Source organism: Lysinibacillus sp. DFXJR4 (assembly GCF_057196045.1).
Map to the genome: position 1 here is coordinate 1 of NZ_JBXUNW010000031.1, position 17,662 is coordinate 17,662.

General features: G+C 36.9%; 11 protein-coding genes. 2 read left to right on the plus strand and 9 right to left on the minus strand.

All coding sequences use genetic code 11. From position 1 onward, the window contains the following. Positions 1-290: 290 nt before the first annotated feature. A complete protein-coding gene (locus AC2CGN_RS25195) occupies positions 291-1,190 on the minus strand; it encodes a DMT family transporter (protein ID WP_484516927.1) in 900 nt (299 codons plus the stop codon). 134 nt (positions 1,191-1,324) lie between these two features. Between AC2CGN_RS25195 and AC2CGN_RS25200 the strand changes: the two genes are divergently transcribed. Then, entirely contained in the window at positions 1,325-2,044 is a 720-nt protein-coding gene (locus AC2CGN_RS25200; protein ID WP_429985939.1) for an MgtC/SapB family protein, read from the plus strand. A gap of 15 nt (positions 2,045-2,059) precedes the next feature. After that, positions 2,060-3,052, plus strand: a complete 993-nt coding sequence (locus tag AC2CGN_RS25205) for a cation diffusion facilitator family transporter (RefSeq protein WP_286925486.1) — start codon at positions 2,060-2,062, stop codon at positions 3,050-3,052. Between the two features lie 56 nt (positions 3,053-3,108). Here the strand turns inward: AC2CGN_RS25205 and AC2CGN_RS25210 are convergent, their stop codons facing one another. The 8 genes from AC2CGN_RS25210 to AC2CGN_RS25245 form a co-directional block, all read right to left on the minus strand. Further along, positions 3,109-3,837 carry a hypothetical protein gene (locus AC2CGN_RS25210; protein ID WP_429989675.1) on the minus strand — a complete coding sequence of 243 codons (729 nt, stop codon included), beginning with the start codon at positions 3,835-3,837 and terminating at the stop codon, positions 3,109-3,111. A gap of 417 nt (positions 3,838-4,254) precedes the next feature. Then, positions 4,255-5,418 carry an iron-containing alcohol dehydrogenase gene (locus tag AC2CGN_RS25215; protein ID WP_484516930.1) on the minus strand — a complete coding sequence of 388 codons (1,164 nt, stop codon included), beginning with the start codon at positions 5,416-5,418 and terminating at the stop codon, positions 4,255-4,257. 68 nt (positions 5,419-5,486) lie between these two features. Beyond that, the gene (locus tag AC2CGN_RS25220) at positions 5,487-6,593 is read right to left on the minus strand and encodes a response regulator (protein WP_484516932.1); all 1,107 of its coding nucleotides are present in this window, start codon (positions 6,591-6,593) and stop codon (positions 5,487-5,489) included. Continuing rightward, positions 6,590-8,146: an ATP-binding protein gene (locus AC2CGN_RS25225; protein ID WP_484516934.1), complete on the minus strand. Its 1,557-nt coding sequence runs from the start codon at positions 8,144-8,146 to the stop codon at positions 6,590-6,592. The genes AC2CGN_RS25220 and AC2CGN_RS25225 overlap by 4 nt, the downstream gene beginning before the upstream one ends. Before the next feature lie 55 nt (positions 8,147-8,201). After that, entirely contained in the window at positions 8,202-9,644 is a 1,443-nt protein-coding gene (locus AC2CGN_RS25230) for a 7TM diverse intracellular signaling domain-containing protein (RefSeq protein ID WP_484516936.1), read from the minus strand. A gap of 188 nt (positions 9,645-9,832) precedes the next feature. Then, complete coding sequence (locus AC2CGN_RS25235; RefSeq protein WP_484516938.1) at positions 9,833-14,188, minus strand: DUF8202 domain-containing protein; 4,356 nt, start codon at positions 14,186-14,188, stop codon at positions 9,833-9,835. A 617-nt stretch (positions 14,189-14,805) separates the two neighbouring features. Next, a complete protein-coding gene (locus AC2CGN_RS25240) occupies positions 14,806-16,050 on the minus strand; it encodes a Glu/Leu/Phe/Val family dehydrogenase (RefSeq protein ID WP_283869290.1) in 1,245 nt (414 codons plus the stop codon). An 83-nt stretch (positions 16,051-16,133) separates the two neighbouring features. Then, complete coding sequence (locus AC2CGN_RS25245; protein WP_283869291.1) at positions 16,134-17,327, minus strand: ornithine--oxo-acid transaminase; 1,194 nt, start codon at positions 17,325-17,327, stop codon at positions 16,134-16,136. Positions 17,328-17,662 lie beyond the last annotated feature (335 nt).

The following is a 17,662-nucleotide window of genomic DNA, read 5'->3' on the forward strand; positions in this document are numbered from 1 at the left end:
CAAACTCTCCATAAAAGAAATTTGATTAGCTCAAATTGTTTTGCTGGCATCAATTTTGATGTCCAAAATTTTTGTTTTGTTCACTAGCAAAAGCTAGCTATTAAAAACTATATTGATTACGTTTTGCTTGTTCAGTTTTCAAGGTTCATTATTTTGCTGATTATTTTCAGCGACTTTATTATCTTAACTTGTATTCAACAAGAAGTCAACAACTTTTTTCTAAAATCTTTTTATCAAGTTGCCCCTCTTGTTAAGGACAAGTAATAATATATAATATAGCATTTTAAAAATCAAGCATTTTTCGAAAAAAACTTTAAAATCTTTTTCTCATCGATTACAAACAATAGAATTCCCATTATAACAATTAGTCCTCCAATCAATTGTGTGACTATCAAATACTCTTTAAAAATTAAAAGAGCTAATATAGCCGCACCGATTGGTTCAAATAATATCGCAATGGAAACTACATTTGTACTAACGTATTTGATAGACCAATTAAATAGAGTATGACCAAATAAATTAGGAACTATCGCTAATAAAATGAACCATACCCAATCCATTGTAGGATACGGACCAAAAGATTCGCCTTTAATAAGAACATATACAAATAACGTAATTGTACTAACAACATAAACTAACATCGTGTAAGTCACAAGAGATAATCTTTTACGTACATCCTGGCCAAATAAAAGGTAGGCTGTAATGAGAGCACATGCAATTAGAGCAAGTATATCTCCATAGAACGCCGCTCCACTGAGCTTAAAATCTCCCCAGCTAATTAAAACACTACCAACAATAGCGATAGCACCTGCCAAAATGGTTTTCATCGTAATTTTCTCTTTAAAGAAGAAATAAGTACCAACAAATGCAAACAATGGCTGTAATGTGACCAGCACTGTTGAGCTTGCGACAGATGTGTAATTTAATGATTCAAACCACAAAATAAAATGGAACGCTAAGAAAATACCCGCAATAGATGAGAATAACCAATCTCTTTTTGATAATTGTCGTAACTCTTTTGTGTATTTCCAAAAAAACAAGGGTGCCATAATCAAAACCGAAAATAACATACGATAAAATGCAATAATGCCTGCTTCTGCATTTGCTAATTTTACAAAAATAGCTGACAAGGATACAGAAATAACACCAATAAAAATTGGGATGTATGGATTGATTTTAGGTTTCTCCATAAAACATCACCTCCACTAAAAAAATACTTATACTTACATACTTTCGTGATGTACAATACAAAAAAGTAATGCACATATAATAATGACAGCTTGCATATCTCTTAGCAATACGAAATAACTGTGGAGGGTTGCGTATGGAAACATTATTAGGAAATATGATTACATATGAAGTTGGCATAAAATTAGTGATTGCAGCCACATTAAGTTTAGTAATCGGTATTGAAAGGGAATTAAAAAAGAAACCAGTAGGATTAAAAACAAGCTTAGTCATTGCAACATTTAGCTGTCTATTAACCATAATTTCAATTGAAACCGCGTACTCCACGCCACCAAGATCAGACATTAATATCACAATGGACCCTCTCCGCTTGGCAGCTCAGGTAGTCAGTGGCATTGGATTTCTTGGAGCAGGTGTAATTTTAAGACGTGGAAACGATAGTATTTCAGGTCTAACAACTGCTGCAATGATTTGGGGAGCTGCTGGAATCGGTATTGCCGTTGGTGCGGGATTCTATATGGATGCAACATTAGCTGTTATTATTATTGTTTTCGGAATTGAGGTTTTATCGCCTTTCCTAATGAAAATAGGACCAAAACGAATTCGTATGCGAGAAGTATCATTGAAGGTACAGATTTACAATGATGAGAAAACGGAGGCCTTTTTAGAATTTCTAAAAGAAAACAATATTATTATCGAGAACATCCGCATTAAAGATGTTCCAAATAATGATGATGTTTTGCACGAATTAGATTTACGTCTATCATTAATCGTTTCTGATAACCTACTGTCATTTTACCGTTCATTACGTGCCTTATCTTATATAGAAAAAATCGAAATGGAAATTTTAAACTAGTTGGAGGATTCAACGATGGCAGAACTATTAAAACTATTAAAAGACGGTAACAAACCCTCCCTTTTGGCTGCAGGTGTAAATGCATTTTTAGGAATAATTAAAGGCATTGCGTTTTTCTTTACAGGCAATGTCGCCATGTTTGCTGAAATGATGCACTCACTTGGCGATGCAGCAAACCAATTTTTTGTGTACATTGGCTCTGCTCTCTCAAAAAAGGCACCAACAAAACAGTTCCCTAGTGGCTTTGGACGAATAGTCAATTTGGTTTGTCTTTTTGCGGTTATTATTGTGGCTATTCTTTCTTATGAAACTGTCAAAGAGGGCTGGCATCATTTTATCCATCCTACAGGTGAATCTAAAGGAATGCTTATAGCACTTGGTGTACTTTTTATCGGGATTATTTTAGAAGGAACTGTTCTTGCCAAAGCTGCTGTAGAGATTTTACATGAGGCAGGGCAGGAGAAAGCCGGTATCTCAACCATCCCTAAAGCTTTTTCCTATTTAAATCGGGCTAAGCCAGCAACAAAATTAGTATTTATGGAAGACTTAGTAGCTACAGGTGGTAATGTCCTAGCATTCGGCGCTATTTTAATCGCACATTTCACAGGTTGGGCAAATATCGAAGGACTTGTTTCAATGATTATCGGCTGCATGATGTTCTATGTAGTAGCCAAGGTATTTCTTGATAATGCACGCGGAGTGATTGGTGAAACAGATGAAGAAATGCTAAACCATATTGCTCATTTAGTTTTGGATGATCCAAATATTAAAGATATTGTTCGTTTAGAAGTTATTAAAGAAGGCGAATTTTTACATGTAGAATTAGTTGCTGAAGCAGATGCTAACTTATCATTAGCTTTTTTAGACGATGTACGTGACCATTTAACAGAAGTAATTTTAAGTCAGAAGGGTGTATCGAAAGTAGCCATATTATTTGACGAGGATGATGGAAAACTAGAATGGAAACATATTGGAGATAGACCCGCTAGCTCGACATTAGAGCAATAAACCACTAAATAAACAAGAAACAGCCAATTGCCATATTTCAGGCAGTTGGCTGTTTTTTATACTGACCTTAGGTGATTTTGTTTTATTACTTCTTCATTTAAACAGTCTGGCTCTTCATTACTAACAAAAACATGATTCGTAATCAAAAACGTTAATAACATTTTTAATGCGATAATCTTTTTTACACCTTGCTGTTGAATAACAATTTTTGAGAATTTTAATGTAGCTGAGCGATTAGCTAATGCATATTCCTCTGCATTGGTAATCTCTCTACCATTTGAATGACACCCTAAAACAAAATTACCAGCATAAGAATCTTTTAAAACATTAGGATGCATTGACTCGTAATGGACCTCTGCAATTGAATCTTCAACATTCATCAATTGATGTGCTACCAAATAATGCTTAAAAGCACCTTTTAAATCAATTGCAATAGCTGTATCTTCTAAAATTGTTCGATAATAAACTAGAACAATCTCAGCATTACCTAAATAAGGCTTCACTTCTGCAATAATTTCACCAGAAGGACGTACAAATAATTGTACAATTGCTTTATTTACACCATCTGTAAAGATAATATTTGTTTGACCAAAGCGTAAACTTTTAAAAAATATACTTTGATCAACGATGTATCCTGCAGCTATTTGGTCATTTTCAATTTGTAGTGATTTCGCTTCAATTCCCAATACTTCTACACAATTTTGCATTTTATAAACATGCTGCTGAAATGGCGTCTCAATATAACGCAATGTGACAATTCGGTCTTCAAGCAATTGTTTCAACATTTGCTCCCTCTCCAATCTATATTTAATATTGTTTTTATTTTAATAAACTCAGTTGAACAAATTCTGAACAATCCTACATTAAATGCGTAAATACGACAACAAACCTACTATTACAAACAGATTTCTTTATAACAACATACAGCCTTTTATTTCAACCTGACACAAATAAGTGAAAAATGTCCTAAAGATAAACACGCAATATTCAGAAACAAAACAATCGTTTAATATACACATTACTTTTATCATATTAATTTTACCAATTCGAGCGTTTTTTCATTTATGTATCAGTCTATTTAATCATATTGTAGGCCAAAAGAAACTTCTACGACAAATTTCAACATTTTGGGTTAAGTTTCCTTAACCTTGACATAAAAAAATAGGAGACTACAACAAGTAGCCTCACATTCTAGGTCAATATTAAAGGGAATTTTGTAAAATCTTACGAACATCTTCTTCCTGTAACTTATTAAAGTTACCAAATGGTCCATTTTGCATAGCATGCTCAACAATTTGATTGAATTTTTCATCGTTAATACCATAATCTGCAAGGCGATTTGGTGCTCCTAGCGATGTCCAGAATGCAGATAAACGGTCGATTCCCCCATAGGCAACCTCTTCTGACGTCTTTCCTGTAGCATCCACTCCAAATACCCGAACTGCTATGCCTGCAAAACGTTCAGGATTCACTTTTACACTTAAACGCATCCAGTGTGGCTGTAAAATGGCTAACCCACCAGCATGTGGGATATCATACACGGCAGATACAGCATGCTCAATATTATGAGATGCCCAATCGCCTCGTGAACCGATTGATAAGAAGCCATTTAATCCAATTGTTCCTGCCAATAAAATTGTTTCACGTAACTTGACATTATCAAGGTCTTGTAATAATTTAGGTGCCGTAGCAATAATTGTTCGTAATACACCTTCACACATTTCATCCGTAATCGGTGTATTTGTCGTATTATGGAAGTATTGCTCAAAGACATGTGACATCATATCCACAATTCCGTAAATGGTATGATTTTTTGGCACTGTCACCGTATAGGCAGGATTTAGGATAGAGAATTTTGGAAAAACAGCAGGGCTGCCCCAGCTTAATTTTTCTTCTGTAGCTGCGTTAGTAATAACTGAGCCTGAATTCATTTCAGAACCTGTTGCAGCCAGCGTTAAAACCGTTCCAAGAGGCAGTGCTTCCTCTACAAAGACTTTACGCTTCACAATATCCCATGCGTCGCCATCATATTTTGCACCAGCAACTATTAATTTTGAACAGTCAATAACTGAACCGCCCCCAACTGCTAGAACAAAATCAATTGCTTCTTTCTTACAAATATCAATGCCAAGTCTTGCAGTTTCTACACGTGGATTCGGCTCAACATCACTTAATTCAAATATTATTTTATTCGCTTCTTGTAATTTTTCAATGACAGCATTGTACACTCCGTTTTTCTTAATGCTGCCTCCTCCGTAAACAACTAATACCTTTTTTCCAAGCTGCGCCAACTCTTTCGGTAACTTCTCCAGTGCATCTTCGCCAAAATGTAATTTCACTGGATTATAAAATGTAAATGAATCCATTCAATTCGCCCCTTTCTACTTGGATTTTCTCATATTTATGTTGAAGAAAGCAAAGAATTAAGATTGTCTTAAATACGAACCATGTATGCATTATAAATACTAAGAATTCTCTCTGGTACTGAAATACCAATTTCTGATAATTTCTCTTCTATTCTCTCATAATACTGTATACAATCCTGTTTTTTGTTTTGCTTAATTAAAAACTCTAATAGAAGAAACATATAGTCCTCATTAAACTCATCAAGTTCTAGCATCTTTTGTAAACAGTTTAATTTTAACAATGAATTCATAGCATCCATTGTAGTAATATACATTTCTAGTACATGCAAAACTCCTTGCTTTAAGCGCAGCTGGGTTTGAATAGCCCAAGGGTACTCCTCCTCAGCTAAAAAATCACCTTCATAGCAATTTAAGAGCTGCTGGATGGATATTTCATCATGCCTTTTTTGCTCTAGCAATTGAGTAAGTTTATCATAATCACTTGAAATCTCCACATTTAGTTGATATTGATTATTCACTAATTGAATGGGATCTTGAATACCTTTATCCTTAAAAAGCTTCCTTAACTGGTAAATAGACGTATGTAAATTACTGGCTGCCTTCTCAAATTCTAAATCAGGCCAGAGCTCCTCAATTATGACAACATTTAACATGGGCTTTTTTTGATGAAACCATAAATATAAAAATAGTTCCCGCACTTTTCTAGTACGCCACTTGATAACCTCATGTCGGGCATCCAATAAATAAAAGCTCCCAAATGTATGTGCATATAAGAGATGTTCTTTTTTCTCTTTTTCTACATCTTCTTGTAATTGCAACTTTTGCTGTGCTTTAATCAATGCCTTCATAAGTCGTTTCTCATGCACGGGCTTTAACAAATAGTCCGTTGCTTCTATGTCAAATGCATCCACTGCAAATTGAGCATGTGCTGTTACAAATATTATTTGAATCAATGGATTCCTTATTAATTGTTTTGCTACTTGTAAACCATGCACATCAATCATTTCTATATCTAAAAAAACAACATCAATCGATTCATTTTTAAGAAATCGCAGTGCATCATTAGCATTTGTAAATGTTCCTTTAATCGAAATTTGGAACTGAGTTAGTCGATTTAATTTGAAACGTAAAACATCAATAGCCATACTTTCATCATCTATGATGATAACATTCATGCTCCATCACCCTCCGGTAATAGTATAAGAATAGTTGTCCCCTTACCTTCTTCACTATATAAACGAAGATCCGCATTTTTCATTAATTTAAATTTTTTTAGTGGATTTGTAAAACCAATACGCGAACTTTCTTCATTCATTAATTGTTGTAACTTTTTAGCAGGTATACCGACTCCATTATCATATATTTTAATGCGGATAAATTGTCCCTCTCTTTGGACACTTATCTCAATTGTACCACCTTCTGGCTTTTTGGAAATACCATGAAAAACGGCATTTTCCACTAAAGGCTGTAGTGATAATGCTGGAATCATCAGTTGTATAGACTCATCAATATCATATTTGACAGTTAAACGATCACCAAAACGCATCTTTTCAATATAAAGATATGCTTTTACTAGCTCTATTTCTTCTTCAATCAACACCATATTATTACGATAATGTACGTTGAGCTTTGCACGGAAGTAAGTTGCTAGGCAATATAGCGCTTCCCTTGTATTATCCATATCGGTATAGCTCAAACCAATAATTGTATTGAGTGTATTATAGACAAAATGAGGGGTCACTTGCCCATATAAATAATTCATCTCAACTTCGATTGCATCTAGTGAGGATTGTCGAACAGCTAATAATGAATCTATCCGTAAAAGCAATTCATCCGTTGCTATAGGCTTTTGTAAATAATCATTGGCTCCTACTTGCAAGGTAAGCACTAGATCTGAATGTTTTATAATTGCTGTTAATACTATTATCGGTAGTTCTAACATATCATATTGCTTGCGCACTCGCTTACATAATTCATAACCTGACATACCTTCCATCATTAAGTCGATTAGCATACAATCCACTTGATTTGTTTTGATATAGTCGATAGCGTCAAAACCATTATCAACACCAATCACTGTATAACCCTTAAATGTTAATACATCCACTAAAACCTTAATGTTGACATGATCATCATCTACAACGAGTATTTTTTTGTCATTTCCATTATGAATCAATGGTAGCTCTAGCTGTAGTATTTCTAATGGCGTTTGTGTAACGTTTGCAAGAGAATTATCCTCACCTGTTTGATCCATAGCTGCAAGTGGCATTGTAAATGTAAAGGTTGTTCCTTCTCCCAATGTACTTTTTACATAAATATCGCCATTTAATTTATCTACAATATTTTTTGCAATGCTCAATCCTAATCCAAGACCTTCCTTAGGATCATTATTTTTCACTTGATAAAATGTATTAAAGATACGTTCTAAATCCTGAGCAGGAATTCCCTTTCCAGTATCTCTTACCTCGATAACCATGTGTTTTCGCTGCTGATAGGCAGTTACGGTAATTTCACCAATTTCGGTATGCTGGATAGCATTATGTAAAAGATTGTACAACACCTGCTTAAAGCGCAATTCGTCTGTTAGCATGTGTGGCATTGTCAAATCTACTTCAATGAGTAATCGTACGTAACTATTAGTAGACATTATACTGCGAATTTCCGTTACTACATCATTAATAATGCTTATCGGTACAGCACGAGGCGACACACGTAATTCTCCCGACATATAAGTGGATGAAAATAATAAATCTTCCACTAAGTGCCCTAGTCGCTGGGTTATATTATGAATTAGGAATCACTTGCTCTTGCTGATTGCGCTTTAATGGCCCCTCTGCACCTTCCATTAATAATTTTGATAGATTTAAAATACCATTTAAAGGTGTGCGTAATTCATGTGATGCTTTCAGCAAAAATTCATCCTTCATATGATTATGAGTTAAAAGTTCCTCAGATAATGTTTGTATATTCATAAAAGCAACATTCGCTCTATAATTCAGCAATGAGGCAAATCCAAATAATATAAGCAGGAACAATACAATTTCACTATAATCAAAAGGTAAATCCGTTAAAAAATTTATCACTAATAAAAGGGCATAGCAGCAAATAGCTGTAAAAACAATTAAAACATACCGCGCTCCCTCTAATCGTTTTAGCATCACCTGAATTAAGATCCATATATTATACAAAACAACCGGAGCTGTGAATGCTATATAAACTAACTTTCTATAGAAGACTGATTCTTCCGAAGTAGCCTTTACATTATGAGTGAATGGATTGTAAATACTATATATAACGAACACAATTCCCATTAAAATCATGATTAAATAAAGGAATTTTTTTTTCATTAACTTTGGATACATATAATAGATAAAAAGTGTTAGACATGTAAGTGCTATTGGTAAAATGCCAAGCTGTAAGCGAATTTGATTGAGTGTCAATGTCACAGGCACTAACATAAAAAATATCTTTTGATTTATAAAAGACATGTAAAGACCCAATGATATTGTAAATAGACCAAAAAACAATTCTTCCTTACGCTTACGGTTTTGTCCATATGAAATGATATAAATAATACCGAATATAATATAACCAATACTCACAAAGGCATCTACCAATATTTTTATCTGGTACTGACGCTGGATAATCCCCATCGTGCCAATTTCAACTGGATATGTAATCCCAGCCTGTGGATAATGAAAATTTGCAACATGTACCATCATATCAATCTCTTTTTCTTTACTTTCTGCAATTACCACATATTTATCATTGTTTTCAGTTCGATATTCACTAAGTGCTGTACTTGGATTTCCCTTTTTCCCTACTTCTATGCCATTGATAAAAATACGATTTGATTGTCGGATTGCGCGAATATATAAGCCATATTGTCCTTCGACAGGCACTCTTATCTTAATATGATAAGTCCCAACGGCTATACCGTCTTCATTCGCTTGCACATAATCATGCCAGTTTGAAGGTACTTTTATAAGAATACGCTTATTTTGGTATGCATCAAGGGATTCCTCTGGAGATATCAAGATATTCGGAAAAAAGGACCATTCTCCTTCTAGCTTCACACTATCGCTTAATTGGACTGAATTAAGCGTAACCAGTCCCTCTTCTACAATAGTAGGATTATTAGTAGAAAGGTAGTGCTGATTACCAATAATAAAAACAACGATAAACAGCATGATAATACTTAGAACAATCATAATATTTTTTCTCATTATCATGCATCCCCTTCATCTTTATGTATGTATATTTTTATGAATTACTTCTCCATCCTTTTTATATCTACATTCCATGAAAATAGTATCATAATCACTTTGAACAAAATCTGAACAGAATCATTAATAATTATCCATCTACACAAAAAAGTAGGCTAAGGTTTCCCTTAGCCTGCCTTTGCTATATCTTATTTTGAGAGCTGCTCATCCCCATCTTCATCAATAAAATATGCGTGAGATTTCGCTGCTTCTTCAATGTCATCAAACGCCCAGTGCGTTGCTTTTACATCTGGGAAGCTTGGTGCTGTTACGCCTTGTAGTGGACCACGCTCGAACATACGATTCATCATCACCACTGCTTGAGCACGTGTTAAATGCTCATCTGGCGCGAAGCTGCCATCCTGACGGCCATTGATGATGCCTGCCGCACGATTTGCTTCGATAATCCATTGTGCCCAATGATCTTTTGTATCGTTGAATGTAATCGCTACATTCTCTTCGATAGACAATTGCTTAAAGTTCGCCACTACCGTTGCCATTTGCGCACGTGTAATGTTTTCACTGGCACGGAAGTTACCATTGACATCCCCATTCATAATGCCACGCTCTTTGACAAAGGCAATAGCACCTGCTGCGTAATGATCGCTTGGAATATCCTTGAACGGTGCCGTATTTACTGGTCCATCTGTATAGCCTAAAATACGCGCAATCATTGTTGCCACTTGAGCACGTGTCACGTTTTTCTCTGGACCAAATGTGCCATCTGGGAAGCCTTTAATATACGCTTCATGCTCTTTTACTTCTAGAGGTGGTTTTGTTTCTTCCTTCTTATTGACCTGAATAATTGTAAATGTACTGAACTTCTCGACTGTGAAGCGTAAGCCTAGCTCACCCTTCGCCATTGTTACCACCTCAGGGATAACCACTTTCTTTTCCCCATCGGAGTGTTCAATAAATACCGCTAATTGCTTCAGGAATGCCTCACGCTCTGCTGTATTTGTTGGGATTTTCACGCCTTTTAACGGCAATGTCACCTGTACAGGACGACTTGGCATATTTGTTTCAATCGTCATTGGACGTGCTACTACATGCACATCATTGCTTTGCAGTGTCTCACGTACTACGCGCTCTGCACGGGCACGCTCTTCAATCGCTTGACGCTCACTTTCCTTTTTCACTGGTACTAAACGGAAGTAGAAATTATCGTCAATGCCTTCCATTGAACTCACTGGAATCGCAATATGTCCATTTTCCGATGAAATTTCTAACGATAAACCGTTATCACGTAGTAATTTCAGGGATTCTTTTGGAATTTCGACCTTCGCTTCCTTCACTTCATCATTGACATCTGGCAATACGATACGAGCAATATTGTTGCCGATTTCCTTTGCCTTTGCCACAGCTTCTTTGGCATTCGCTTCTGTAAGAGCTACGAAGTCTGTGATATCCCCATTCGCGTGTTTTGTACGCTCAATTTCTACTGTTGTTTTTTCCAGTGGTTTTTCGCCATCGATTTCAAGCTCCACTTGGATTTTTGTTTTTGTGTCGCCTGGTGTAGGTGTTACTGGTGGTGCTGGGTTTGGTGTCCATGAGCCACCACCTGTGTAGGCATCGCGATATACTTTAATCGTATATTGTCTCACATTGCCATTTGCATCTTTCACTGTGATAACAATAATATTCTCCCCTACTTGTAGTGGAATTTGTCCAATACTACCTGACTGTCCATTAACCGTTGTTGTGACTGTCGCGCCAGCTTCTACTGGAATCGCCGTAAAGTCAATGACAGATGTTGAATAGCCGACTGTCATTGTGTAATCAGTTACCCCTGTTTGGAAGCTTGGGCTTAACGTACCTGTAGATGGGTTTAATGTGCCTAACCCTTTTCCTACTTTGCCTATTTTCACAAGTGCATTTTGTGCCCCTGTTAATATGCCAAGTGCTGCATCAACTTCTTCCTGTGTTGCATTTGGATTCGTCAGTACTTCATTCGCTTTCTTTAAAGCCTCTTGATACTGTGCCCAGCTCGCTGGTGTATACTCGCTTGCAACTAAATTTTTACCTTCTTCTACTTTTTGCTGAAGTGGCACTTTGTTTACTATTGGTGTTGTTGCTACTGTAAATGTATGTTTCTTTGTAACTGTTTGTTGACCATTTGTTGCTGTCGCGATAATTGTGTAGGTGTCATCCGGCAAATCTGTTGGTGGTGTAAATGTCCATTCACCCGTTAGTGGGTCAACTGTTGCCCCCACATCTACCAGCAGAGGCTCATCCTTGTCATTTTTCAAGACAATTGTTACTGTGGATGGTGTTGTCGTTACATCCACCTTTCCACCAATTGTTGGCTGTGGATTAGATGTCACTGCGTCTGGCTTCGTAATTTGGAATGCTGCACTGTAAGGATCTTCTACAGGCAATTCAAATTGTTCGATTGCTGCACCATTTGTTCCCTGTAAGTTCCCTGTGCCATCATACTTCACTTTTACAGCTTTATCTGTGACGACTGGATTATTCGGGAAGGTTAACACTAACTTATCCCCAATCACTTCAAAACCAGTTGGTGTCACTTCTACACCCTCTATATGAATCGTAAAACCTGTTAGATTTGTTAATGTTATGGTTTGATTAAACTCAACAGCTATTTTATTTCCGCCTTTTGTTTGTTCAAGGACCGCCGTTGTTGGTACTGGTTTTACTAAAACTAATTCTTGTTCTGCTTGCTTTAATTTCTCCAAAGCCGCTTCTACTTGTTTCTGTGTCGCATCTGGATCTTTTAACACACGCTCTGCTTCTTTCAATACTTCCTGTAGCTCTACCCAACTGTCTGGTGTATAGTTACTTTCTTCTAACATCTTCACTTCTTCGACTTTGTTTTGAAGGGCTGTTTTATCTACATTAATTACATCTTTTTCAAATTTATTTACTGGAACATTATTTGTACCTGTTAAATTGCCTTGTCCATCATATTCTACTTTTACTAACTTACCAGTCGTATCTGTCCCTGCTGGTAATGTAATCAGCAATCGTTTTGGATTAACTGGATCTACTTTCACATCGGCATCAGTTAGTGTTATCGTTTCAGTACCTACTGTCACTGTAAACCCAGTTGCTTCGGGTGCTGTTAATTTAATGTCTTTATCAAAGGTCACGGCAATTTGATTTTGATTCGCTGTGATTTCTTCCACTGTCACGCTTTGTGGGACAGGTAAAGCCGCTGCAAACGTGAAGTACTGACCATTAGCTAAAGTTGCTTTTGTTACATAGTAATCTGTGCCTCCAACTGTCACCTCTATCATAGGATGAGGTGTAGCAGTAGTGAAATCCGTTTCACTTGTTCCTACTAATAGTTTTGTACCAGTTGGCACTGAAGCTTTTGGAATCGCAATATTAACCTCATCAACACTACCAGTATTTTGTACTTTCCAGATACGCTCAGTATGGTTCATGTTTAAATTACCTACTGGCTGCGTAAATTTCAACTCAGCGCCATTATCGCCCCATATCAGATACTGTCCGTCAGTCAACTCTGAACTATCAACTTCATTAGTTTCCGTTAATTGACCCGAGCTGATGACAATCTGCGTGCCAGTGTTTATACTGCGGCTTTGTTTTTGATGGAGACCTTCGATTGTGTCAAGACCAATGCCAGCAATATTCTTTTTGTATCCTGAGTTTTTAGCAGCATCCCATACTGTTGCTTCGCTAGCGGCAACATAGTCACTATTACCATCGTTCAGGGTAATGCCATATTTTACAGCTAAATATGTTTCGATCTTTGCTGCGTCTGAAGTGGTCATCTCATTAAATAAAATGATTTCTGCTACTTCCCCGTTTAGACCTCCCCAATTCTCTGAAGAGGTACCAGCAGTTGCTCCAACAACAGGTGTAATTGTGATCGGTTCAAACTGATTACCTCTCGCTAGTGTTACCGGCTTACCATCAATTTTACCTGTATGCTCAATTTTATCCTTAATTTCATACTGTACAAGTTGGTATCGCACATTACTTGCTCCAGGGATATAGCGGTACGTACTACTTGCTCCATTTCCTACAGCGAAATTACTGCCGTAGCTGCCCATAATGATAGCACCGTAATGCTGTATTTCAACTGAACCAACGAGTGCTCCACCATTCGGCTTATAAACAGCGTATCCAGACTGGAAAGTAATCTGCTTATCTCCAACTAATTTAGCTGAGGTACCGTAGTGGTTAGAATTAGTAGGATTACTAAAAGTAACACTTGGATTAAAATTTACCCCGTTTGCGTTATACTTTGGGGTTCTTGCTTCTTGCCCTGATGGAACATCAAGGGTAAACTGTACTGGCTCTACCGATTTATCTTCCCAACCTGTAAATTTTCCATTATCGACTGTTGGACCGTCATCCGCCTTCAGCCACAGTACTGGTTTTACCCACGAAGATGTCTCTCCTTCGGCAGCATAGCTTACTGGCATTCCTCCTGCCAGAAAACTACTGAGTACAAGCACTAGCGAGAGCATCATCGCTAATGAATGTTGCCACCATTTTTTCTGTTTCGTTTGCATTTTTAAACCTCCAATCAAAAACTCAATTGTTTACAATTATTTTTGCTACTCCCTCCTATAATTCTTGTTTTTTCATCATTTTTAATTTACTATAATGTGCCTGAACAAAATCTGAACAAAAAAGAAGGGCATTTCAATCACAATAGTTCCATCCAGCTATACAATAGTTCAATAAACCCAAAAAACAAATTCTGTCCTCTGTTCAGAATTTGTTTAGATAGTTATTGTATAGTAGATGAAGTACATAGTTTAAAGGAATTTTGCTTATGTTTATGTTAATTATTGTAATTGTATGCTTGGTTATTATTTTCGGTGGATTTGGGTTATTGAAGTTTCTTCGAATGCAAAAGGTGCGAAAGGAAAGAAAAGTGGTTTTAGAAAAGCGGCTGGAGCATCTGATCCAAGCCAATAAACACAAGACGCTCCAATACAAAAACGAGTCATCCTAATGATATAGGAATGACTCGTTTTGTAATTATTATTTAAAGACCTCACCCAAAATTCGGCAAAAGCAAATAAGTTAGGTGAGAGATCAACGGCCCGTAAAAGCACGATTGGTTCAACCAACAATCAGTAGGTAATGAGGAAAATTCCCCACTGATTGATGTTTCACTTGATTAAACCCATCCACGGAAGCGTGAAGCTTCTGCAGTACGACGAACACCTACCATATAGGCTGCTAAGCGCATGTTGATGTTACGTGTTGTCGCTGTTGTATATACATTATCAAATGCTTCAACCATTTTTTTGTATAAACGCTCTTCTACTTCTTCTTCTGTCCAGTAGTAACCTTGGTTATTTTGAACCCACTCGAAGTAAGAAACCGTAACACCACCGGCAGAAGCTAACACGTCTGGTACAAGTAAAATGCCACGCTCAGTTAAAATCTTCGTTGCTTCAGCTGTAGTTGGACCATTTGCTGCCTCTACTACGATGTTTGCTTTAATATTGTGTGCATTGTCAGCTGTAATTTGGTTTTCAATAGCAGCTGGCACTAAAATATCACAATCAAGCTCTAATAGTTCTTTGTTTGAAATAGTGTTTTCAAATAAAGTAGTTACTGTTCCGAAGCTATCGCGACGATCTAATAAGTAGTCAATATCTAAACCTTCTGGATCATGAAGTGCACCATAAGCATCTGAAATACCGATTACTTTTGCACCTAAATCATGCATGAATTTCGCAAGGAAGCTACCTGCGTTACCAAATCCTTGAATAACCACGCGTGCACCTTTAATATTAATGCCACGTTTTTTCGCTGCTTCTTCAATAACGATTGTAACACCTTGTGCAGTTGCACGATCACGACCTTGTGAACCACCAAGCACTAGTGGTTTACCAGTGATGAAACCTGGTGAGTTGAATTCGTCCATACGGCTGTATTCATCCATCATCCAAGCCATAATTTGTGCGTTTGTAAATACGTCTGGCGCAGGAATATCTTTTGTTGGTCCTACGATTTGACTTACTGCACGTACATAACCACGGCTTAAGCGCTCGATTTCTCCCATAGACATTTGACGTGGGTCACAAATGACTCCGCCTTTACCACCGCCATATGGTAAATCGACAATTCCACATTTCAATGTCATCCACATTGAAAGCGCTTTAACTTCTTCCTCAGACACTTGTGGGTGGAAACGTACCCCACCTTTTGTTGGTCCAACAGCATCATTATGTTGTGCACGGTAACCAGTAAACACTTTTGTTGTACCATCATCCATTTTCACCGGGATGCGTACTTGTAGCATGCGAAGCGGTTCTTTTAATAATTCATACATTGCTTCGTCATAACCAAGTTTATTTAGAGCCTCTTGAATGACATCTTGAGTTGATGTGAACAGGTTTAAGTTTTCAGACATATTAAATCGCCTCTTTGTTTTTTTTAATGATAGTATATCGGCATCATTGTAACATACTTCCGAATTAAAATGTGAACATTTTGTTAAAGTTTAAATACTTTTTCAATTTGTTCAATTGACCAATCTAAATCTTCTTGTGAAATCACTAGTGGTGGAGCAAAACGAATAACTGTGTCATGTGTTTCTTTACATAGCAAGCCTAATTCTTTCAGTTTTTCACAGTATGGACGAGCCGCTTCTGTTAACTCCATCCCAATAAATAGACCTCGACCACGAACATCCTTAATAACAGGGTTGTTAATTTCTCGTAATTTACCTTTGAAGTATTCACCAAGTTGTTGTGAGCGTTCAGCTAATTTTTCATCTAGTAATACCTTAATGGATGCAATAGAAACAGCACATGCTAAAGGATTACCACCGAAAGTTGAACCATGTGAGCCTGGATTGAAGACACCTAAGATGTCACGGTTTGCAGCTACACAAGAAATTGGGAATACACCGCCACCTAAAGCTTTACCAAGGATGTACATATCAGGCTCTACTTCTTCCCAATCACAGGCAAACATTTTTCCTGTACGTGCTAAACCAGCTTGGATTTCATCTGCAATAAATAATACATTGTTTTCACGGCAAAGCTCACGAGCAGCTTTTAAGAAGCCTTCAGGTGGAATCACGATACCAGCTTCCCCTTGAATTGGTTCAATTAAAAATGCTGCAGTATTTGGAGTGATCGCTGCCTTTAAAGCTTCTAGGTTACCGTAGTCTACTAGCTTAATATTAGGTAGCATTGGACCAAAGCCACGACGATATTCTTCATCTGAGGATAGAGAAACAGCTAGCATTGTTCGGCCATGGAAGTTACCATTACATGCAATAACCTCAGCCTTGCCTTGTTCTACACCTTTTACATCATATGCCCAACGACGAGCCGCTTTAAAAGCAGTTTCAACCGCTTCTGCACCTGTATTCATTGGTAATACCATTTGTTTATTTGTTAATTGTCCAACAAGTTCATACCATTCACCTAGGTTTTCACTGTAGAATGCACGAGAAGTTAATGTTACTTTATCAGCTTGTTCTTTTAACGCAGCAATGATTTTCGGATGACGATGTCCTTGGTTAACAGCAGAGTATGCTGATAACATATCTAAGTATTTATTCCCCTCTGGATCTTTTACCCATGCACCCTCAGCCTCTGAAATGACGATTGGCAGTGGATGATAGTTTGCAGCACCAAAATTTTGAGTTTGTTCAATCACTTGTTGTGTTTTTGTCATAGTATATTCTCTCCTTACTTCTTATGTTGAAAAATCTATGGAAGGTTCAATAAGATAATTTAATAGAAATAATTTATTCATCAGCATTTTCTGAAAAAAGGATGAACAAGAATCTGCTAGGCTTCCATAGATAATAAGTCGCCTTACATTTATGTCTGCGCTTTAACCATGTAAAGAAGTCTCACAGATTCTATCCTTTAATTACTTATGGAACAGCCCTATCTTCAAAGTGGCTTTTCCTCCACTAACTTGCTAAATATTAAAGCATTTCTGAAGTTGTTTTCGCTTGCATATGAAGCTGTAGGTAGTCTGGGCCACCAGCTTTTGAGTCTGTA